The sequence below is a fragment of the Streptomyces sp. NPDC058240 genome (assembly GCF_042882135.1).
In the GTDB taxonomy this organism is placed as follows: domain Bacteria; phylum Actinomycetota; class Actinomycetes; order Streptomycetales; family Streptomycetaceae; genus Streptomyces.
In genome coordinates this window covers 380,340-401,769 of the sequence record NZ_JBHVWT010000001.1, presented here as the reverse complement: position 1 = coordinate 401,769, position 21,430 = coordinate 380,340, and the positions used below count along the sequence as shown (strand labels likewise).

Annotated in this window: 18 protein-coding genes; 10 read left to right on the top strand and 8 right to left on the bottom strand. The window is 71.6% G+C overall.

The window, feature by feature from the left end; all coding sequences use genetic code 11:
- Positions 1 to 34: 34 nt before the first annotated feature.
- Positions 35 to 865 carry an IclR family transcriptional regulator gene (locus ACFVX4_RS01785; protein WP_389970876.1) on the top strand — a complete coding sequence of 277 codons (831 nt, stop codon included), beginning with the start codon at positions 35 to 37 and terminating at the stop codon, positions 863 to 865.
- A 26-nt stretch (positions 866 to 891) separates the two neighbouring features.
- Positions 892 to 1,620, top strand: a complete 729-nt coding sequence (gene pepE / locus ACFVX4_RS01780; RefSeq protein ID WP_385334346.1) for a dipeptidase PepE — start codon at positions 892 to 894, stop codon at positions 1,618 to 1,620.
- Here pepE and ACFVX4_RS01775 read toward each other — a convergent pair.
- Entirely contained in the window at positions 1,583 to 3,379 is a 1,797-nt protein-coding gene (locus ACFVX4_RS01775) for an MFS transporter (protein WP_389970873.1), read from the bottom strand. The genes pepE and ACFVX4_RS01775 overlap by 38 nt on opposite strands.
- 566 nt (positions 3,380 to 3,945) lie before the next feature.
- Here ACFVX4_RS01775 and ACFVX4_RS01770 point away from each other — a divergent pair.
- The 4 genes from ACFVX4_RS01770 to ACFVX4_RS01755 all read left to right on the top strand — a co-directional run bounded on the left by ACFVX4_RS01770 (position 3,946) and on the right by ACFVX4_RS01755 (position 10,595).
- A complete protein-coding gene (locus ACFVX4_RS01770; RefSeq protein WP_389970871.1) occupies positions 3,946 to 5,397 on the top strand; it encodes a DUF4157 domain-containing protein in 1,452 nt (483 codons plus the stop codon).
- 251 nt (positions 5,398 to 5,648) lie between these two features.
- Positions 5,649 to 7,829: an acyl-CoA dehydrogenase gene (locus tag ACFVX4_RS01765; protein ID WP_389970869.1), complete on the top strand. Its 2,181-nt coding sequence runs from the start codon at positions 5,649 to 5,651 to the stop codon at positions 7,827 to 7,829.
- Positions 7,830 to 7,903: 74 nt separating this feature from the next.
- Positions 7,904 to 9,124, top strand: a complete 1,221-nt coding sequence (locus tag ACFVX4_RS01760; protein WP_389972052.1) for a lipid-transfer protein — start codon at positions 7,904 to 7,906, stop codon at positions 9,122 to 9,124.
- A 40-nt stretch (positions 9,125 to 9,164) separates the two neighbouring features.
- A complete protein-coding gene (locus ACFVX4_RS01755) occupies positions 9,165 to 10,595 on the top strand; it encodes an MFS transporter (protein ID WP_389970866.1) in 1,431 nt (476 codons plus the stop codon).
- 82 nt (positions 10,596 to 10,677) lie between these two features.
- Here ACFVX4_RS01755 and ACFVX4_RS01750 read toward each other — a convergent pair whose 3' ends face one another.
- From ACFVX4_RS01750 to ACFVX4_RS01730, 5 genes are all read right to left on the bottom strand, one after another.
- Positions 10,678 to 11,310 carry a response regulator gene (locus tag ACFVX4_RS01750; RefSeq protein WP_389972050.1) on the bottom strand — a complete coding sequence of 211 codons (633 nt, stop codon included), beginning with the start codon at positions 11,308 to 11,310 and terminating at the stop codon, positions 10,678 to 10,680.
- A 5-nt stretch (positions 11,311 to 11,315) separates the two neighbouring features.
- Positions 11,316 to 11,993, bottom strand: coding sequence for a M48 family metallopeptidase (locus ACFVX4_RS01745; protein WP_389970863.1), 678 nt, complete (start codon positions 11,991 to 11,993; stop codon positions 11,316 to 11,318).
- Between the two features lie 151 nt (positions 11,994 to 12,144).
- Positions 12,145 to 13,374 carry a sensor histidine kinase gene (locus ACFVX4_RS01740; RefSeq protein WP_389970860.1) on the bottom strand — a complete coding sequence of 410 codons (1,230 nt, stop codon included), beginning with the start codon at positions 13,372 to 13,374 and terminating at the stop codon, positions 12,145 to 12,147.
- Between the two features lie 11 nt (positions 13,375 to 13,385).
- Complete coding sequence (locus tag ACFVX4_RS01735) at positions 13,386 to 14,108, bottom strand: ABC transporter permease (protein ID WP_389970857.1); 723 nt, start codon at positions 14,106 to 14,108, stop codon at positions 13,386 to 13,388.
- On the bottom strand, positions 14,108 to 15,028 hold the full coding sequence (locus tag ACFVX4_RS01730; RefSeq protein WP_389972048.1) for an ABC transporter ATP-binding protein: 921 nt from the start codon (positions 15,026 to 15,028) through the stop codon (positions 14,108 to 14,110). Before ACFVX4_RS01730 ends, ACFVX4_RS01735 begins: the two co-directional genes overlap by 1 nt.
- 305 nt (positions 15,029 to 15,333) lie before the next feature.
- Between ACFVX4_RS01730 and ACFVX4_RS01725 the strand changes: the two genes are divergently transcribed.
- From ACFVX4_RS01725 to ACFVX4_RS01715, 3 genes are all read left to right on the top strand, one after another.
- Complete coding sequence (locus ACFVX4_RS01725) at positions 15,334 to 16,206, top strand: MaoC/PaaZ C-terminal domain-containing protein (protein WP_389970853.1); 873 nt, start codon at positions 15,334 to 15,336, stop codon at positions 16,204 to 16,206.
- A gap of 100 nt (positions 16,207 to 16,306) precedes the next feature.
- A complete protein-coding gene (locus ACFVX4_RS01720) occupies positions 16,307 to 17,383 on the top strand; it encodes a Zn-dependent alcohol dehydrogenase (protein WP_389970850.1) in 1,077 nt (358 codons plus the stop codon).
- Positions 17,384 to 17,422: 39 nt separating this feature from the next.
- Complete coding sequence (locus ACFVX4_RS01715) at positions 17,423 to 18,364, top strand: 3-oxoacyl-ACP reductase (protein ID WP_385552273.1); 942 nt, start codon at positions 17,423 to 17,425, stop codon at positions 18,362 to 18,364.
- Positions 18,365 to 18,408: 44 nt separating this feature from the next.
- Here the strand turns inward: ACFVX4_RS01715 and ACFVX4_RS01710 are convergent, their stop codons facing one another.
- The gene (locus tag ACFVX4_RS01710) at positions 18,409 to 18,576 is read right to left on the bottom strand and encodes a hypothetical protein (protein ID WP_389970847.1); all 168 of its coding nucleotides are present in this window, start codon (positions 18,574 to 18,576) and stop codon (positions 18,409 to 18,411) included.
- Positions 18,577 to 18,698: 122 nt separating this feature from the next.
- A complete protein-coding gene (locus ACFVX4_RS01705) occupies positions 18,699 to 19,994 on the bottom strand; it encodes a hypothetical protein (RefSeq protein WP_389970844.1) in 1,296 nt (431 codons plus the stop codon).
- 199 nt (positions 19,995 to 20,193) lie between these two features.
- Here ACFVX4_RS01705 and ACFVX4_RS01700 point away from each other — a divergent pair, with 199 nt between their 5' ends.
- Entirely contained in the window at positions 20,194 to 21,234 is a 1,041-nt protein-coding gene (locus ACFVX4_RS01700) for an ABC transporter substrate-binding protein (RefSeq protein ID WP_389970841.1), read from the top strand.
- Positions 21,235 to 21,430: the final 196 nt, after the last annotated feature.

The following is a 21,430-nucleotide window of genomic DNA, read 5'->3' as shown; positions in this document are numbered from 1 at the left end:
TATTTGCAATTCAGGTCTGAATGGTGAGATGACGATGGCGGACTTCGATCTGGACCGGCGCACCCCCGCCGGAGCCCTGCAAACCGTCGACCGGGCGCTCCTCGTGTTGCTCGCCTTCGAGCGGACCAGACCCGACTGGGGCGTCACCGAGGTCGCCGAGGAGTTCGGCTGGGACACCTCGGTGGCCCAACGGCTGCTCGCCACCCTTGCCGGGCGCGGCTTCCTGGTCTCCGACCCGGTCACCCGCCGCTACCGCATCGGCCCCGCCGTGCTGCGCCTGGGCAGGCTCTGGGAGCGCTCCGGATCGCTGGAGCTGCTGGCCGGACCGGTCCTGGAGGAGCTGCGCAGGGTCACCGGCGACACCGTCCTGTTCTGCCTGCCGGACAGCTTCCACATGCGGTGCGTCGCCGCGGAGGAAGGGGAGGCCGGGCCGCTGCGCTACTACCCGCTGGTCGGCGAGCTCTACCCGGCGCACGCCGGAGCGACCAGCAAGTCGTACTACGCATACCTGCCCGACGAGCAGCGCCACCGGCTCTTCCGGGGCCGCCCGATGGCCCGCTTCACCGACCGGACGGTCACCGACCCGGACCGGCTGGAGGAGGAGTTCCTCAAGGTACGCGCCCAGGGGTACGCCTGGACGGTCGGCGAGTACGACACCGGCATCGCGACCATTGCCGTACCGGTCTTCCTCGGGCGCGAACCGTACGGCAGCCTCAGCCTCGGCGGCGCCGAGGAACTCTTCGAGGGCGCGCCGCAGGACCGGCTCGACGCGCTGCGCCACGCGGCCCAGTTGCTGGAGCGGCGGCTCACCCACCCCCCGCAGCGTCCGAAGTCCCGCCCCCGTCGCCCCCGTACCGACCGATGAACCGGAAGAGAACCAAGAGGAACCCCATGAATCTGCTGCTGCTCTCCAACTCCACCCAGCACGGCCGCGGTTATCTGGAGCACGCTCTCGACACCGTCACCGCGTTCCTGCCCTCCGGCGCCCGGCTGGCCTTCGTCCCCTACGCGCTCGCCGACTACACCGCGTACACCGCACGCGTCCGCGAGGCCCTCGCACCCTCCGGCATCAGCGTCCGCGGGGTCCATGAGAACGCCGACCCGGTCGCCGAACTCGCCGCGTCCGACGCCGTGTTCATCGGCGGCGGCAACTCCTTCCGGCTGCTGAGCGCCCTGTACCGGACCGGTCTGCGGGACGCCGTGACCGAGGCGGTGCGGGACGGGCTGCCGTACATGGGGGCCAGCGCGGGGACGAACATGGCGGCGCCCACCCTGCGTACCACCAACGACATGCCCATCGTGCAGCCGCCGTCCTTCGAGACGCTCGGCCTCGTCCCGTTCCAGATCAACCCGCACTATCTGGACCCGGACCCGGCCAGCACCCACAAGGGCGAGACCCGCGAGGAGCGGCTCACCGAATTCCTGGAGGAGAACGACGTGCCGGTGCTCGGCCTGCGCGAAGGGTCATGGCTGCGGGTCGACGGACGCCAGGCCCGGGTGCAGGGCGCCCGACCCGCCCGGCTGTTCACCCGCGGCGCGCAGCCGCAGGAGCTCGCGGTGGGGTCGGACGTCTCTCATCTGCTCATGACGACACCGCGGTTCGACGCTCCGGTGCGCTGACGCCCAGCACCAGATCGGCGTCGACCGGCAGGCCGTCGCCCGGGTAGGCGGCCGGGCGGGCGTTCGGCGCGTGCCCGGTGGCCGAACCGGCCAGCACGAAGTTGCCGCCGTGCGGGGCGGCCAGCGTGTAGTGGCCTTCCTCGTCCGCCACGGTGAGACCGGCCTGTCGGCCCCGGTGGTCGATCAGCGTGACATTGGCGCGGGCCACCGGGGCGCCGTCCGCGTCCAGCACCCGGCCGCGGAAGCCGCCCGAACCGGCGACCGGGCGGGAGGCGCCCGGCACCGGGGCCGGGGCGTCCTCGTCGCTGCTCGCCAGCAGCGCCGGGCGCATCGCGTCGCGCTGCGACGGCAGGAACGAGGCCAGCACCAGCCCGATCACCACCGCGCCCGTCGCGATCAGGAACGAGATGCGGAACCCCTCCATCGAGGGCAGCGGCACCCCGCCCGCGCGCACCGAGGTGTTCGCCAGCACCATGCCGATCACGGCGCTCGACACCGACGTGCCGATCGACCGCATCAGGGTGTTCAGGCCGTTGGCCGCACCGGTCTCGGACGGATCGACGGCCCCGATGATCAGCGCGGGCAGCGAGGAGTACGCGAGCCCGATGCCGGCCCCGAGCATCACCGCGATCACCACGGTCTGCCAGGCGGCGCTCATCAGCCCCAGCCCCGCCCCGTAACCGATCGCGATGATCAGCATGCCGAGCATCAGCGAGACCTTGGGGCCCCGGCGGGCGGAGAGCCGGGCGTACAGCGGGGCGACGAACATCATCGTCAGACCGAGCGGCGCCACGCACAGCCCCGCGACCACCATCGACTGCCCGAGGCCGTACCCCGTCGACGTCGGCAGCTGGAGCAGCTGCGGCAGGACCAGCGAGACGGCGTAGAAGGCGACCCCGACCATGATCGAGGAGAGGTTGGTGAGCAGCACCTCGCGCCGGGCCGTGGTCCGCAGATCGACCAGCGGGGCCGGGCTGCGCAGCTCGAACAGGCCCCACAGGACGAGGATCACCAGCGCGGCGGCGATCAGTCCGAGCGTGCTGCCCGAGGTCCAGCCCCAGTCGCTGCCCTTGGTGATGGGCAGCAGCAGGCAGACCAGTCCGAGCGAGAGACCCAACGCGCCGACGAGGTCGAAGCGGCCGGGGGCGCGCAGCGTGGTCTCCGGAACGGCCAGGACGGTGAGCGCCATCGACAGCACACCGAGACCGGCCGCGCCGAAGAACAGGGTGTGCCAGTCGGAGTGCTGGGCGACCAGCGCGGCGGCGGGCAGCGCCAGGCCGCCGCCGACCCCGATCGAGGAGCTCATCAGCGCCATCGCCGAGCCGAGCCTCTCGCGCGGCAGCTCGTCGCGCATGATGCCGATGCCCAGCGGGATGGCGCCCATGGCGAAGCCCTGGAGCGCACGCCCCACGATCATGACCACGAGATCGTCGGTGAAGGCGCATATCAGGGAGCCGATCACCATCACGGCGAGACTGGCGAGCAGCATCTTGCGCTTGCCGTTGAGGTCGCCGAGCCGCCCCATGATCGGGGTGGAGACGGCGCCCGCGAGCAGTGTCGCGGTCATCACCCAGGTGGCGTTCGACGGGTCGGTGTGCAGAAGGGCGGGCAGGTCCTTGATGACGGGGACGAGCAGGGTCTGCATCACCGCGACGGTGATACCCGCGAAGGCGAGCACGGGGACGACCCCGCCGCCCGCCTTGCGCGGCCGCGGATCGGGGAGTTCCCCGGCGTGCTGTTCGTTCGTCGTCTGTGGCATGCGTGCGGCCTCCGGGCGGCGTGATCGAGGGTCTGGAAGGGGCATGCGGGCGGCGCGGGCGGGCAGCGCCGACCGCCAAGTGTGTGCAGGCTGAAACCTTCCCTGCGCCCAAGGTATTCCGGTGAACGCGGTACGAACGGGGCACGATGGCGCACGACGGCGCACTCGTGCCCTGTCCGACTGAACGTTGCGAGAACTGTCCCTGGTGACCTGCGATTCGCAACCTTCATTTGGGCAGACGAGGGCCGGAACATCTCACGATATGTTGCGCAATCGGCGGTCTGTTGGGAGTTGAGGAGGTGCGGAGCAGGCCTCGGGCGACCGGCTGTGCGTCTCCCCGCGTCAGCGGCAGGTGGAGGCGGCGCTGCAGCGGGCACGCCAGCTGAAGCGGGTCCGGAGCGCGCTGGTAGTACCCACGCCCCGGGCAGCCCCCGCCGATACCCGCCAGGCGGTCGCGCTGCCCATACGGGCTACCGCATCGTGCCCGTACATCCCTTACCCGCGACCACTGCACCAGGTAGGTAGGGAGAGCACAGCGAAACTGCCGGCCCTACGAGCGGAAGTCCATGCACGCGCAAGAGCCGAAAAAGAACGAAAAGCAGCCGCAGCGCCCCGCCCAGAGCGAGGTCGCGCGGCCGGGGGAGGCCCCGAGCAGTCGGGGGCCCGATGCGCTTCTCGAGCTGCAGCGCACCATCGGCAACGAGGCCGTCGTCCGTATGCTCCAGCGGGACCAGCACCAGCACCAGCACGGCGCGGGCTGCGGCCACCAACAGCCCACGGCGGAGCCGGTGCAGCGCTCCGCCGTGCACGACGTGCTGCGTGCGCCGGGCAAGCCGCTGGACGGACCGCTGCGCCAGGAAATGGAATCCCGCCTCGGAGCCGACTTCTCCGACGTCCGCCTGCACACCGACTCCGCGGCCCGCGACTCCGCTGCCGAGGTGGGTGCCCGTGCGTACACCTCCGGCAGCCATGTCGTCATCGGCGACGGCGGCGGCGACAAGCACACCCTCGCCCATGAGCTGACGCACGTCATCCAGCAGCGCCGGGGGCCGGTGGCCGGTACGGACAACGGGTCGGGACTGAGCGTCTCCGACCCCGGCGACCGCTTCGAGCGCCAGGCCGAGGCCAACGCGGTCCGGGTGATGAGGCGGACGCCCGAGCAGAGCGACCAGGGCCCCCGAGGTGCCCCCGTACAGCGGGAAGCGGACGCCATGGCCCGGGGCACGGCGCGCGGCACCGACGCGACGGTCCTCCAGCGCTTCTCCCTGGTCAACACCGAGGAGTTGGGGTCCGCACGGGTCTCGGAGAACGGCCTCTATCTCATGACCGTCACTCCCGGGGCGGACACCACCGTCATCTGGGTTGCGGAGAACGCCCCGGCGCCCAGGTACTGCACGCCAACCGGGCAGAGCGGGGACATCGGGGGGCGCACGTACGCGGAGTACGAGCCGTCGACGACCTTCCTCGCGGACTGTGCCCACACCGCCGAGGAGATCATGCACCAGCAGCGGCTGGCCCTGGGGCAGGACGCCAGCGAATTCGCCTTGGGCGGCCGCCAGTTCGGCTTGGGCGAAAGGGAAAACGCGGAGGGCGCCCTGGCCTACGCGCATGCCAGGCCCGGCGGCCCGCACGCGAACGGCGAGGAGCGGCCGGCCCCCGGCCAGGCGTTCGCCATCGTGGAGACCGCGTGGGACGAGGATTACGAGCTGCCCGCCAACACCAGCGGGTGGCCCTACCACGTGGCGGCCGTGGTCGCCGTGGACGGCGATGACCGCATCACCGTGGAGCAGGCCGCGGACGGCACCGACGCAAAGGCCCGCCAGGGGCACGAGGGCATCGTCGACATGTATACGGCGGGCACGGACCCGACCAACGGGCAGGCGCTGCCGCACAGTTTCCACGGGCGGAACACCGGCGCTCCGGTGCGGCACTTCTCGGTCGGCGCGATCACCGTCATCCTCCAGCCGATCAACGTGGGCGGTCTCGGAAGGGAGACCGGCCGCCGGAAGCTCATGTGACTCGACTCGACTCGCCTCGACCCGACTCGACCTGCCCGCCCTGACCCTGAACGCCCGCCCGTAGAACCCGAAGCCGGCCCGTAGCCGCCCCGCGAGGGCGCGGCTACGGCCTGTCGAGTCCGGCCGGCAGTCTTCACCAGGCGCACTCGGTTCGAGGTGCGCGAAGATCCGGCCGTCATCTGACCTTCCGTCAGAATGGAACGTGTTCTACTCTTGCGCCGTTCCAGTGGCTGCGACCGGCGAGGATCCGCATGGGCATCGGAATCACCGAAGAACACAGGGAGTTGGCGCAGGCCGTGCGAGGCTGGCTGGCGCGCGCCGTCCCACCGCAGGAGATCCGCAAGCTGCTCGACGCGGATGCCCCGGATGCCCCCGGCGTGCGCCCCGGGTACTGGGACGGGCTCGCGGAACAGGGCCTGCTCTCCATCCATCTGCCCGAGGCGTACGGGGGCGGGGGCGGCCGGCTCCTCGACCTGGCCGTGGTCCTCGAAGAAGCGGGCCGGGCCGCGCTCCCCGGCCCGTACCTGTCGAGCTCCCTCGCCTCCGCCGTGCTGCGCGGGGCGGGACCGCACGACCTGGTGCGCGGGCTCGCGGACGGTACGCGCATCGGCGCCGTCGCCCTCGGCCCCGGCACCCTCACCGCCGTCGAGCACGGGGACGGCCATCTGCTCGACGGCACGGCACCGCCCGTCCTCTCCGGCGCCGATGCCGACCTGCTCCTCCTCCCCGCCGAATCGGCCACCGGCACCCTCTGGTTCGCCGTCGACTCCGCCACCGAAGGGCTGACCGCCCGCCCGCACCGCGGCGCCGACCCGACCCGGCCCACCGCCTCGATCCACGCCGAGGGGGTGCTCGTCCCCGCCGCCCGCCTCGTGCGGACCGACACCACGCGGGTCCGCGACCTCGCCGCCGTCCTCCTCGCCGCGGAAGCCTGCGGAACCGCGGCCAGGGCGCTGCACACCGCGGCCGAACACGCCAAGGTCCGTGAACAGTTCGGCCGCCCCATCGGGCAGTTCCAGGGCGTCAAGCACCTCTGCGCCGACATGCTCGTACGGGTCGAGCGGTCCTGCGCGCTGGTGTGGGACGCGGCCCGCGCCGCCGACGAGGAGGCGGACCCGGACGTACGGTCCATGGTCGCCGCCCTCGCGGCGTCGGACGCGCTGGACGCCGCGTACGGCTGCGCCAAGGACTGCGTCCAGATCCTCGGCGGCATCGGCTTCACCTGGGAGCACGACGCCCATCTGTATCTGCGCCGGGCCCTGGTGGCACGGCAGTTGCTGGGGACCGGCGACACCCACCGGCTGCGGGCCGTCCGGCTGGCCGAGGGCGGGGCGCGCCGCGAACTCGCCCTCGAACTCCCCGCCGGGGCCGCCGCCCACCGGGCCGCCGCGCGCGAGGCCGTCGCCGCCGCCCGCGGCCTCGACCCGAAGGCCGCCCGCCGCGCCCTCGCCCCGACCGGCTACGCCGCCCCGCACCTCCCCGCCCCCTACGGCCTGGGCGCCGGTCCCGTCCAACAACTGGCCATTCAACGGGAGTTGGCGGAACAAGGGGTGAGGCTGAGCGACCTCGGGATCGCCACCTGGGTGGTGCCCTCGCTCATCGCCCATGGGACGGCCGAGCAGCAGGACCGCTATCTGCTGCCCACCCTGCGCGGCGAACTCCTGTGGTGCCAGCTGTTCTCGGAGCCCGGCGCGGGATCCGACCTCGCCTCGCTCCGCACGAGGGCGGAGCGGACCGAGGAGGGCTGGCGGATCAACGGACAGAAGGTGTGGACGAGCGCCGCCCAATGGGCCGATCACGGGATCCTGCTCGCCCGGACCGACCCGGACGCCCCCAAGCACCAGGGGATCGGTTACTTCCTCGTCGACATGAAGAACACCCCGGGCATCGACATCCGGCCGCTGAAGGAGATCACCGGCGACTCCCTCTTCAACGAGGTGTACTTCGACGACGTCCTGCTGCCCGCCGACGCCGTCGTGGGCGAGCCCGACGGCGGCTGGCGGGTCGCCCGCAACACCCTGGGCAACGAACGTGTCCACATGGCCGACCAGATGACCTTCGACACCGGCCTGGAGGCACTGATCGCCCGCTCCGGCGACCTCGACGGCGCCTGCCGGGCCCGCATCGGAGCTCTCGCCGCCGAGGCCCACGCGCTCGGCTGCATAGGACTGCGGACCACGATGCGGCAGGTCTCCGGGCTCGAACCCGGCGCGGGAGCCTCCGTCCGCAAGCTCGTCCAGACCACCCACCAGCAGAAGGTCGCCGAACTCGCCCTCGAACTCCTCGGCCCGGCGGGCGCGGCCGGCGAGGGGCCGGGGGAGCGGGTCCTGCACGGCTTCCTGATGTCCCGCTGCCTGACCATCGCGGGCGGCACCACCCAGGTTCAGCTCAATGTCGTCGCCGAGCGCATCCTCGGCCTCCCGCGCGATTGAAGGGACTTGCCATGAAGCCCGAGAAGCCCGAGAAGCCCGAGAAGCACGCGAAGCACGCGAAGCCCATGAAGCTCATGAAGGCGTACGTCGTCGGTGTCGGAATGACGAAGTTCGAGAAGCCCGAGACGCGCGACTGGCAGTACTGGGACATGGCGAAGGAGGCCGGGACGGCGGCGCTCGCCGATGCCTCCCTCGCGTACGGGCAGATCCAGCAGGCCGTCGTCGGCTACTGCTTCCAGGCCTCCACCGCCGGTCAGCGCGCCGTGTACGGACTCGGCCTGACCGGGGTCCCCGTCTACAACGTCAACAACAACTGCGCCACCGGCTCCACCGCCCTGATGATGGCCCGGCAGTTCGTCGAGGGCGGCGGCAGCGACTGCGTCCTCGCGCTCGGCTTCGAGAAGATGACGCGCGGCGCGCTCGGCGGCGGTGGCGCGGACGGCGGTACCGCTGCCCGCGGCGGAGCCGCTGATGCCTGGGGCAAGACGTCACCCGTGGCCCGGCACTACGGGATCATGGCCGCCGCCCACGGTTTCGAGATGAGCCCGCCCACCGCCCAGATATTCGGCAACGCGGCCCGCGAGCACATGGCGCGGTACGGGACGACCGAGGCACAGCTCGCCGCCGTCGGCGCCAAGAACCACCGGCACTCGGTGAACAATCCGTACGCCCAGTTCCAGGACCCGTACACGGTCGAGGAGATCCTCGCCGCGAAGACCATCCACAGCCCGCTGACCAAGCTCCAGTGCTCACCCACCTCCGACGGCGCGGCCGCCGCCGTCGTCGTGTCGGAACGCTTCGTCGAGAGCCACGGACTGGGCGACCGGGCGGTGGAGATCGCCGCCCAGGCCATGACCACCGACACCGGCGAGTCCTTCGCCTCGGGGACCTGCATCGACGCGGTGGGCCTGCCGATGTCGCGGGCCGCCGCCCGGCAGGTCTACGAGGCGTCGGGGCTCTCGGCCGCCGACCTGGACGTCATCGAACTGCACGACTGCTTCTCCATCAACGAGCTCCTCACCTACGAGGCGCTCGGGCTGTGCGGCGAGGGCGAGTCCGGAAAGCTCGTCGAGTCCGGGGCCACCACGTACGGCGGCCGCTGGGTGGTCAACCCGTCCGGCGGGCTGATCTCCAAGGGGCACCCGCTCGGCGCCACCGGAATCGCCCAGGCCGCCGAACTGACCTGGCAGCTCCGGGGCGAGGCGGGGAACCGGCAGGTGAAGGACGCCCGGGTCGGCCTGGCCCACAACATCGGGCTCGGCGGAGCGGCGGTGGTGACGCTGCTGCGGCGGTAGACCCGAATTCCGATGTACGGGGCGAAGCACGGGTGCGAGCATGACGGGCATGGTTGACGTCAAGACGCCCGTGCCGCCGCGAGAGCGGACCAGTACCCACACCTGGGCGGCGGTGCTCGCCGCCTGTGTCGGTCAGTTCCTCGTCGTGCTCGACGTGTCCGTCGTCAACGTCGCCCTGCCGTCCATGCGTTCCGACCTCCGGATGAGCTCCGCCGGACTCCAGTGGGTGCTCAACACCTACTCGATCGCGTTCGCCGGATTCATGCTCCTCGGCGGGCGCGCGGCGGACATCTACGGCCGCAAACGGATGTTCCTCATAGGCCTCGGCCTGTTCACCGCCGCCTCCCTGGCCGGTGGGCTCGCCCAGGAGGGCTGGCACCTGCTCGCCGCCCGTGCCGCGCAGGGGCTCGGTGCCGCCGTGCTCGCCCCCGCCACCCTGACCCTGCTCACCACCGCCGTCCCCGAGGGCCCGGACAGGACGAAGGCGATAGGCACCTGGATGGCCGTCGGCGCGGGCGGTGGCGCGGCCGGCGGGCTGATCGGCGGGGTGCTCACCGATCTGTTCTCCTGGCGCTGGGTGCTGCTGATCAATGTGCCGGTCGGGGTGCTCGTCCTGGCCGGCGCCGCCGTCCGGCTCGCGGAGGGCCGGGCCGGGGACCGGCGGCGGATCGACCTGCTGGGCGCGGTACTCGTCACGGTGGGCCTCGCCTGTGTCGCGTACGGCATCGTGCAGACCGAGGAGTCGGGGTGGACCGCGACGGCGACCCTGGCGCCGCTGCTCGGCGGGGTGGCCCTGCTGGGCGTCTTCGTGGCGGTGGAGGCCTGGACGGCGGAGCCGCTGATGCCGCTCCGGGTGCTCGGGACGCGGGCGGTGACGTCGGCCAACGCGGCGATGCTCGTGATCGGTTCGGCGACGTTCTCGATGTGGTATTTCATGACCGTGTACGCCCAGGCCGTGCTGGGCTACACCCCGCTGGAGGCCGGACTCGCCCTGATGCCCACGTCGTTGGCCGTCGTAGTCGGCTCGAAGTGCGCGCCCCGGGCGATGGCCGTGACCGGCGCGAAGAACCTGGCGCTCATCGGTACGGCCATCGCCGCCGCGGGCTTCGGCTGGCAGTCCACGATGGGACCCGACGGTTCGTACCTCACCTCGGTCTGCCTGCCCGGCGTCCTGATGATGGCCGGTACGGGCCTGGCGGCCACTCCGCTCGCCTCGCTGGCCATCGCCGGCGCGGCCCCCGGCGAATCCGGTCTGGTCTCCGGCCTCGTCAACACCTCCCGCACGATGGGCGGTGCGCTCGGTCTCGCCGCGCTCTCCACCGTCGCGGCGGCCCGCACCGCGGGCGGCACCGGACCGGAGGAGCTCACGGCCGGCTTCGCACTCGCCTTCCGGACGGCCGGCACGGTACTGCTGGGCGGACTGCTGATGATGGCGCTCTGGCTGCCCCGCCACCGGTCGGACCGGCGCTGAGGCGCACGGCCCGCGGGACGCAGGGCCCCTCGCTCGGGTCGTGCCGGGCGCGCGGGGTCCGGCCCGATCCGGGCGAAAGGCCTTACAGCCACCCCTGTTGCCGCGCCGCCCGGACCGCTTCCATCCGGTTGCGGGTGCCCGTCTTGCCGATGGCCGACGACAGATAGTTCCGCACCGTCGACTCGGACAGATGCAGCTTCGCCGCGATGTCGGCGACTGTCGCCCCGTCCACCGAGGCGTTCAGCGCGTCCCGTTCCCGCGCGGTCAGCGGGCTCGGCCCGGCGCTGAGCGCGGCGGCGGCCAACGCCGGGTCGATCACCGTCTCGCCCCCGAGCACCCGGCGGATCGCGGTGGCGAGCTCCTCGACGGGACCGTCCTTGACCAGGAACCCCGCCGCCCCGGCCTCCATCGCCCGGCGCAGATAGCCGGGGCGGCCGAACGTGGTGAGGATCAGCACCCGGCAGTCCGGCACCTCCTCGCGCAGATCGGCGGCGGCGTCCAGCCCGCTGCGGCCCGGGAGTTCGATGTCCAGGAGCGCCACATCGGGGCGGGACACCAGCGCGGCGTCCACGATCTCGTCCCCGGCGGCCACCTGCGCCACGACCTCGATGTCCGGCTCAAGACCGAGCAGCAGGGCCAGCGCACCGCGCATCATGCCCTGGTCCTCGGCGAGCAGGACCCGTACGGACTTGGTCGGACGATGATCCTGCGGCATCTCGTTCACGGAGAACAGGCTAAGGGCTGTCCCGTGATCCCTGATGGATCAGCGAGCGAGTCCAGAGCCGATCGGACCCAGCGGGCGCGCGGCCGCCCTTCCTCCGCCGCGTGGGCGAGTTCGCGGACGAGCAGGGCGAGCCGCTGATCCGTCGTGAGGGTTTCCCAGAGCGGCAGGCCCAGCACGAGTACCCGGCGGCGACGCAGTCCGACAACTGCCCAGCGGGCCCCGTACCGTGTGTCGAAAGCGAGCAAGTCGGGTGGTCGGGTCCCGAGTTCGGCGCCGATCCGCTGGACGATCGCGTGGAGCGCGGGTGCGGTGGCGCGGTCGGCGGTGTGCTTGGGCGGCTTCCCCGGACGTGGGAACAGCATCAGGGCGGCCAGGAGCTCGACGGCGCCCAGGACCTGCTGCGGACGGGTACCGGTGATCAGCAGCCACGCCCCCGTGGCCACCAGAGCCGCGGTGGTCAGATTGACGGCGGTGGCCAGTGCGAGTGCGCCGTACATGGCGGCGCTCGGGGGCGAGGTGTCCGGGCCGTTTGCCGCTGTCCGGCCGAACAGGCTTTCCTGGTGGGCCAGTTCACGGGCTTTGCTCTTCCGCATGCCGACGGGGCCGATCGGATCGACATTCCAGTCGCAGGCCGCGCACCAGGTGCTGAAGCGGTCGTCCGATGCCGTCAGCACCGCGTGGCACCGGGGGCAGATCGCATCCGAGTCGTCCTTCACAAGGTGTGATCATGCGCCGATCCCGGCTCCGACGACAGGCCCGGCCCGCAATCCTTACCTGCTCATGACCCGGGCATCCGGGCCGGCCGGTGATCCCGCGGCGTCCCGGTCACCGGCACGGGACGGAGAGCGGGGCCCCACCCGTGTCACCGTCCGGTTCCCCGGGCACGTCCGCCGGGAGTTCCGCCGTGACCACGAAACCGGCCTCGGGGCCCTGGCCCGCCTCCAGTGAACCGCCGGCCGCGGCGAGTCGTTCGGTGAGGCCCTTCAGGCCGGTGCCCCCGATGCCCGGGGAGGGCGGTGCGGCCGGGGTCCGGCCGTCGTCGGTGACCGTGAGCCGGACCCGTTCGGCGGTGCCTTCGAGCACGAACGAGCAGGTCGTCGCGTCGGAGTGGCGTACGACATTGGTGACGGCCTCCCGCACCACCCAGCCCAGCAGCGCCTCCGTCTGCGGAGCGAGCGGTGGCCCCGAGCGGCGGAGCACCGGCTCGATCCCGGCGGCGGTCAGCGCGGACCGGGCCCGGTCGAGCTCGGTGGCCAGGCTCCCCTCCCGGTAGCCGGTGACGGCCTCCCGGATCTCGGTGAGGGCCTGACGGCCGACGGACTCGATGTCGGCGACCTGGGTGAGCGCCGCGTCCATGTCGCGCGGTGCGAGCCGGCGCGCGGCCTCCGACTTGACCACGATCACGGAGAGCGTGTGGCCCAGCAGATCGTGCAGATCGCGGGAGAAGCGCAGCCGCTCCTTCTCGACGGCGGTGCGGGCCAGTTCCTGCCGGGTGGCGCGCAGTTCCATCACGGTCTCCGCGAGGGTGAGGATCGCGGCGGTCACCGCACCCGAGATGAAGGTGCCGTAACCGATCGTCCACGGGTCCGAGCTGCCGTTGCCGCGCCACACCGCCACCGAGGTGGCGACCGCGGCGAGCGAGAGCACGCCGATCGCCAGCTGCCGGTTGCGCAGGATGGTGCCACAGGCCAGCGAGAGCAGCGGGAAGAACAGCAGCCAGCTCCCGCCGTAGCCGATCGCGAGCGCGAGCGTGACGGCGGCCATCGCGGCGAGCAGCCAGTACGACACCGGGCTCTCGCGCTTCTCCTTGACGAAGCCGCGGAACACCACGGAGATGTAGAGGGAGTTGAAGGTGAACAGCCCGAGACCGCCGAGCCAGGGATTGGGTGCCTCGCCCTGGAAGAGATTGGAGAAGGAGCCCATGCCCATCAGCAGCCACGGCAGCAGGGTGTACGGTCCCGGCGGGCCGGGGCGCCGCTCCTCGCCCTCCTTGCGCCGGCGTTTCCACGGGCCCGGCCGCACGTCCGCACGCGTACCCGTTCGGTTCCTGGGCATGTCCACTCCTGTCACACGGTTCTCGCGGACCGACGGTACGAGATCACGGCGTACGTACCGAACAGCAGGAGCCATCCGCAGAGCACCGCGATCGTGCCGGTGCCGGGCGCGTGTCCCTCGGTGGTCGCCCAGCCCAGGTCGGCGAAGCGGTTGGCCGGGGTGAACCCGCCGATGGAGCGCAGCCACTCGGGCAGCAGCTCCAGCGGGAACCACAGCCCGCCGACGATCGCGAAGCCCATCAGACAGGCCACGTTGACCACTCCGGTGCCCTGCGGGGTGAGCCGGTAGCCGTTGCCGAGGCCGAGCAGGGTGAACGGCAGCGCGCCGATCCACAGCAGCAGCGCCAGCGCGATCCACTGCCAGGCGTCCAGCCGCACCCCGTTGAACAGCCCGCCGGCCAGCAGCACCGTCAGGATCGTCGGCAGGACCGTCACCGAACCGCTGATCGCGCGGCCCACGACCGCCTGCGAGGGGGCGAGCGGGGTGACCCGCAACTGGTCCAGCCAGCCGAGGGTCTTGTCGGAGGCGACCCCCGTACCGATCGACATGGCGGAGCCCAGCGCCCCGTACGCGGCCATGCCGACCATCGAGGCGGTCTTCCAGCCGTCGACGTCGTTGCCGCCGCCGATGTTGGTGAAGAGCAGGTACATCATCACCGGCATCCCGGTCCCGAAGATCAGGAAGAAGCCGTCGCGCAGGGTCCTGCGGATTTCGAGCACGATGTAGCGGAACATCAGACGGTCTCCCTCTCGGAATCGGTTACGGGCGGAGCGGCGGCCGGTGACGTGAGGGAGAGGAACGCGTCCTCCAGCGTGGCCCGGGAGACCTGGAGGTTGCGGATCGCATCGAGGCGGGCCAGCTCCCTGACGGTGGCGTCCGAGTCGTCGGTGTGCAGCAGCGCCCGGTCCCCGGACACCTCGACGGCGACCACACCGGGCAGCAGCTCCAGGCCCCCGGTCGGCCCGCCCGCCAGGTCGAAGGAGACGAGACTGCTGCCGGCCGAGCCCCGGATCGTGTCGCCGGTGCCGTCCGCGACGATCCGGCCCCGGTCGATGACGACGATCCGGTCGGCGTTCTCGTCGGCCTCCTCCAGATAGTGGGTGGAGAACAGGACGGTGTTGCCGCGCCGGGCATAGGCCCGCATCGAGTCCCAGAACGTGCGGCGCGCCTCCACGTCCAGGGCGGCGGTCGGCTCGTCCAGGACGATCAGCTCCGGATTGCCGGCCAGCGCGACGGCGAAGCGGACGCGCTGGGTCTGGCCGCCGGAGAGCTTGTCGATGCGCCGGTTCGCGTACGCGGTCACGCCCGCCAGGGAGAGCGCCTCGGACACCGGCATCGGCTTCGGATAGGTGGAGGCGACGAAGGCGATCAGCTCGCGGACGGTGACCCGCTGGATGGGCCGCCCGTCCTGGAGCATGGCGCCGACCAGTCCGTCCCGCACCGCGTGCTCGGCGCTCCGCCCCAGCACCCGCACCGTGCCGGAGTCCGGCTGGTCGAGGCCGAGCAGAAGCCGGACGGTGGTGGACTTGCCCGCCCCGTTGCGGCCGAGCAGGGCGACGGTCTCGCCGCGGCCGATGGACAGATCGATCCCGTCCACGGCCCGTACACCGTGCCCCGCCCGGCCGAAGGTCTTGACCGCCCCGGTGAGGACCACCGCGGCTCCGCTCCCCGTTGTCTGCATCATGAACACGACGCTACGGAGGCCGCCGGGGTCCCCGGCAGATGTCTGTGTACGGACTTCGCCATGACATATGTCATGACCGGATGCCGGCCCACGGACGAATCTGACGCTACGTCAGCAGCAGTCTTCACAACTGCTGGGCGCTGCGTTATACATGGGTTCATCGGCTAGAACGCGTTCTAGAACAGGCGTCGCGGCCGGTCCCGCGCGACCTCGGTGCGGCCGACGGTGCGGACGGCCGCGCCGAGGTCTTCCCACCGTCAAGGAGCAGCTCTCCCATGCCCATTGATGCCGAAAAGGCTCTCGCCGCCGAACCCCGCTCCACCCGGATCGGCTGGGACCACAAGGATGTCCAGCTCTACCACCTCGGGATCGGCGCCGGCTCCGACCCCGGCCGTGCCGACCCCGCCGTCGACCCCCACGAGCTGCGCTACACACTGGAGTCCCGGCTCCATGTGCTGCCCTCCTTCGCCACCGTCGCGGGCGCGGGCACGGGTGTCGTCGGCGGACTCTCCTCGCCCGGCGTCGACATCGACCTCGCCGCTGTTCTGCACGGCGGGCAGAGCGTACGGGTGCACCGGCCGATCCCGGTGCGGGGCAGCGCCGTACAGACCTCGAAGGTCGCCGCGGTGTACGACAAGGGCAAGGCAGCCGTGCTGGTGCTGCGCACCGAGGCCGCCGACGAAGAGGGCCCGCTGTGGACTAACGACGCCCAGATCTACGTCCGGGGCGAGGGCGGCTTCGGCGGTGAACGCGGCCCGTCCGGGCGGGTCGCCTATCCCGTGATCGCCCCGAACCACATCGTGGAGCGGCCGGTCCGGCCGGACCAGGCGCTGCTGTACCGCCTCTCCGGGGACTGGAACCCGCTGCACGCCGACCCGGAGTTCGCCGCGCGCGCCGGCTTCGACCGGCCGATCCTGCACGGACTGTGCACCTACGGCATCACGCTCAAGGCCGTCACCGACACGGTCCTCGGCGGCGATGTGACCCGTATCCGCTCCTACCGCACCCGGTTCGCCGGGATCGTCTTCCCCGGCGAGACCCTCCGCATCGAGATGTGGACCGCCGAGGACCAGGTGCGGGTCGAGGTGAGAGCCGTGGAGCGGGACAACGCCATGGTCCTCGGCGACACCTTCGTCGAGCACTCCTGAACCCGAACCCGAACCCGAACCCGAACCCGCACCCGCACCCGCACCGACTCCAAGAGGACCGCAGGCCCACGTTCCGCAGGCCCATGAGGGGAGCCGCACCATGCGCGCAGCCGTACTGCACGAGATAGGCCAGGACAAACTGGAAGTCCTCGACGACATCGAGGCGGTGGGCTTCGGCCCCGGCAAGGTCAGGCTCCGCATCAGGGCCACCGGACTGTGTCACTCCGACGTCTCCGCGATGAGCGGGGTGCTGCCGCAGCCCGCCCCGTTCATCCCGGGCCACGAGGGCGCCGGCGAGGTCCTGGACGTCGGCGACGGCGTCACCGGGCTGAGCGCGGGGGACCGGGTACTGGTCTGCTGGCTGCCCGCCTGCGGGGCGTGTCCGTCCTGCAAGCGCGGCCAGACCCAGCTCTGCCTGGCCGGTTTCATGAACGCGGGCACCCCCAACTTCAAGCGCCCCGGCGGCGATGTCTTCGGCTTCGCCGGCACCGGCACCTTCACCGAGGAGGTCGTCGTCGGCGCGGGCTGCGCGGTGCCGATCCCCGACGACGTACCGTTCGAGATCGCCGCGCTGATCGGCTGCGGGGTGACCACCGGACTCGGCGCGGCCATCAACACCGCGCAGGTGGAGGCCGGTTCGTCGGTCGCCGTGATCGGCTGCGGCGGCGTCGGCATCTCCACCATCCAGGGTGCCAGGGTGCAGGGGGCCGCCCAGATCGTGGCCGTGGACCCGGTCGCCTCCCGGCGCGAGGCGGCGCTGCGGTTCGGCGCGACCGAGGCGGTCTCGCCCGACGAGTTCGCCGACGCCAAGCAGCGGATCACCGCGGGCGAGGGCTTCGACTACGTCTTCGAGGTCGTCGGCAAATCGGCCACCGCGCGCACCGCGTACGACCACACCCGGCGCGGCGGCACCCTGTGCATCGTCGGCGCGGGCGCGATGGACGACAACTTCCAGGTCAACATGTTCGAGCTGTTCTTCGACGAGAAGCGGATCCTGCCCTCCATGTACGGGGGCGGCGATGTGCTCCGCTCGTACGAACGGGCCATCGCGCTCTGGCGGGCCGGGCGGATCGACCTCGAATCGATGATCACCCACCGGGTGCGGCTCGACGGGATCAACGACGCACTCGACCAGATGCGGACCGGCGAGTCGCTGCGCACCTGCGTCGAGCTCTGACCACCGCCCGCCCTTCCCGAGAGGACTGGAGAGATTCCGATGTCACTTCCCCTGGACGGCATGTCCGCGATCGTCACGGGCGCGGGCCGCGGCCTCGGACGCGCCGAAGCGCTGGAACTGGCGGGGCTGGGCGCGTCCGTGGTCGTCAACGACTACGGGCAGCCGGGCCGCGACGGCTCCGGCGAGGCGTCCGCGACGCCCGCCGAGGAGGTCGCCGAGGAGATCCGGGCCGCGGGCGGCCGGGCGGTCGCGCATCTCGGCGACGTCTCCGACCACGAGCAGGCCCGCGCCCTGGTGGAGCTGGCCGTCGACACCTACGGAAAGCTCGACATCCTGGTCAACAACGCGGGCATCCTGCGCGACCGGATGATCTTCTCGATGACCGAGGACGAGTGGGACTCCGTCATCAGGGTCCACCTCAAGGGCCACTTCAACACCACGCACTTCGCCGCCGCGCACTGGCGTACCCGCTCCAAGGAGTCCGGCGGCCCGGTCCACGGCCGGATCGTCAACACCTCGTCGGAGGCGTTCCTGGCCGGTTCGGCGGGCCAGCCGAACTACGCGGCGGCCAAGGGCGGCATCGTCGGCCTCACCACCTCCACGGCGCTGGCCCTGGCCAGGTACGGAGTCACCGCCAACGCCATCTGCCCGCGGGCCCGCACCCGGATGACCGAGGACGTCTTCGCGGGCTTCCAGGAACCGACGGACGGCCGGCTCGACGCGCTCGCACCCGAGCACGTCGCGCCACTGGTCGGCTATCTGGCCTCCCCGGCCGCCGCCAAGGTCAACGGGCAGCTGCTCGTGGTGCACGGCGGGATGGTCGCGATCGTCGAACGCCCCAGGGTCGTGGCGAAGTTCGACTCCTCGAAGGAGACGTTCTCCTTCGAGGAGCTGGACGAGCTGATCTCGCCGTACTACGAGGACCGCCCGCCGAACGAGACCTTCGCCGCGGCGGAGGTGCTCGGCCTGAAACGGGGCTGACCGACGGGGGTTGGCCCACCGCCCCTCGTCGCTGTTCCGCGCGGTCAGGCCGCCCGGCTGCCCCCCTCGGAGGGGCGGCGGTGGCGGCCGTGCGGCTGTGCAGACGCGTCGTCCATCGACTCACCCCCTCGGTGCTTTCCGTAGCCGCCGTCCTCGGCCCGGTCCGCGTCCTCCGGACGCGTCTGGGTCGTGTCGGTTCGGGCTTCAGACATGTGGGAAGTCACCCCGTTGTGATCGCTTACGTGTGTGTCACCGGGCCGATCACGCCAACCGCAACACGGCGCGGTCACCGTCGGCGACCGCCGGGTGAGGCTGCGTAGCCCGGGCCCAGATTTTAACCAGGCACCATGCGTCCCGTAAGAGGCGCCTGCCCCAGCGGAATCGGCTTGCACACGGGTAGAGGCGCAGCGGCGGCGGACGGTTGCATACCGTTTTCCGCGCCGGGTTCCGCCGACGGCCGCGTGCCGTGTCCGTCGTCCACCGGTGCCTCCAGCAGAGCCACACCGCAGGCCACGTTCCCGTCCGCGTACGGGAGTCCGAGCACGCCGTCCCGGGTCCACACCCCGCGACCGGCCTGCCATCCCTCGGGGGCGGCGAGTTGATGCAGCCGGCGCCCGGCCGGGCGCCACACCCCGACCCAGCTGCCCGCCGCCCCGTCGATCCGCAGCGCCACCGCGCAGCTCTCCGGCATCAGCATCTGGCCCGGCTGCACGGCGAACGGAGTCACCGCCACATCGGCCGGGCGCAGGCACTCCGGGAAGCGCACCGGCAGACAGCTGCCGAGCACGCCCCACCCCAGCCGGTCGTGTCCCGGCGCGTCCGAGCGGATCAGCAGCAGCCCGCTGTCCGGATCGGCGAGCAGCAGCCGGTCGTTGCTGTCCGGGGCGATCTGCAGCAGCGGCGTCACCTCGCCGCCCCGCTCCAGGTCCACGGCGACCGCCTTGACCGGGCCCCCGCCCGGCATCTCCCGGTCCAGGGCCAGCATCCGGCCCGCCCGGTCCAGCCAGACGCCGCCGGAACAGCGCCCCGGAACCTCCGCGACCGGCTCGGGACCGAAGGCGCCGCCCGCCACCAGCCAGACGGAGGTGGAGTGCGTGCCGGCCGACAGCGCGTACGCGCTCATACCGTCCGGCGTGGGCGGCAGCAGGGTGAGGTCCGCGCATTCGACGGCGCCGAGCGGGAGTTCACCGGTCCCGGGGGCGGTCGGATAGAGCAGCGACACCGCGTGCCGGTCCGCGACCCGGCGCCGGATCAGTACCCGCCCGTCGGCCAGCGGCAGCACCTCGGAGTCCGGCTCCTCCGGCTGGTCGAGGGGGAGCGGTACGGCGTACGGCTCGGGCCCGTCGAGCGTCCAGCGCTCCACGAACCACGCCCCGCCGGACTCGCCGGACGCCTCCGTCGGCACCTCCGCGAGCGCGAGCCGGGCCGCGTACGAACCGTCCGCGGTGATCGTGAACGCGGGCGCGGCGGGGGCTGCCCCGAGGGGCGTGCCCGCTCCGCCCGCTTCGTCCGGCGGGTCGTCCGGCGCAGCGGGAGCCTCCGGCCCGCCGTTCTCCAGGACCGCGTCCCCGTGGTCTTCGGCGGCCCCGGTCGCGCCTACGGTCTTGTTCTCGATGGCACAGACAGTCATGGACTGGTCACCTCCGGCAACCGAAGCTAGTTTTCGCACTTCCTGCCGAACAACACGAGACCCGCCTCTTCACGCATAAGGGTGGTGATGCCCGTATTCGCCTGAGGGGGAGGGGGTGGCTGTGCTGGGCGTGAGGCGAATGAGTAAGGTTAGGCAGCCCTAAGCAGTATCTGTGTGTTTTTCACAACTGGAGCACGTGATGTCCCTTCGTCGCCGCGGTACCGCCGCAGTCGGCCTGGCGGTGGCTGCCGCCCTTTCCCTCTCGGCCTGCGGGAGCGACGACGGGGGGTCGGGCGGCTCGGCCAAGTCCGAGGGCGGCGACAAGAAGGCGGCCGTCGCCACGGGCGGCAAGGACTTCGGCGACGCCGCGAAGAAGACGGCGGCGTACGGGACGGACGCCGAGGCCGGCCAGTTCCCCCGGACCCTCACCCACGCCATGGGCAAGACGGAGATCAAGTCCGCCCCCAAGCGCGTCGTGGTGCTGGACGTCGGCGAGTTCGACAACGTCGTGTCGCTGGGTGTGAAGCCGGTGGGCTACGCCCCCTCCGAGGGCGACGCCGCGATTCCCTCGTACCTGAAGAAGAACGCGGGCAACCCCAAGAACGTCGGCACGATCAACAACCTCAACCTTGAGGCGATCGCCGGACTGAAGCCCGACCTGATCCTCGGCAGCCAGCTGCGCGCCGCCGACAAGTACGACGCCCTCTCCAAGATCGCGCCGACCGTGTTCTCCATCCGTCCGGGCTTCACCTGGAAGGAGAACTACCTCCTCAACGCCGCCGCGCTGGACAGGACGGCGAAGGCGAAGAGCGAGCTCGGTGCCTATGAGGCCAAGGCGAAGAAGCTCGGCGAGGACATCGGCCCGAAGAAGCCGACCATCTCCATGGTCCGCTACCTGCCGGACCGCATCCGCCTCTACGCCAAGGCCTCCTTCATCGGCACCATCCTCGAAGACACCGGTCTGCCGCGGCCGAAGAACCAGCAGATCGACGACCTCGCCGCGGAGATCAGCCCGGAGAAGATCGACGAGGCCGACGCCGACTGGATCTTCACCGGCGTCTACGGCGACGTGAAGGCCACCAAGCGCGACACCACCCAGGCCAACCCGCTGTGGAAGAACCTCAAGGCCGTCAAGGAGGGCCGGGCCAAGAACGTCTCCGACGAGACCTGGTACCTCGGTCTCGGTGTCACGGCGGCGAACCTGGTCCTCGACGACCTCCGCGCCGACCTCGTGAAGTGACGATCGCAGGCCGTGGCCGACCTCGTGAAGTGACGATCGCGAGCAGGCCGTGGCCGACCTCGTGAAGCAGTGATTGCCGAGCAGGGCGTGGGGGGGGGGGGGGGAAGAGACAAACAAAAGAAAAAAGGAAAAGAAAGAAAGAAAACCCTCCCTTTTTCCCCCCTCTTTTCCTTCCCCCCCCCCCCCCCCCCCCCCC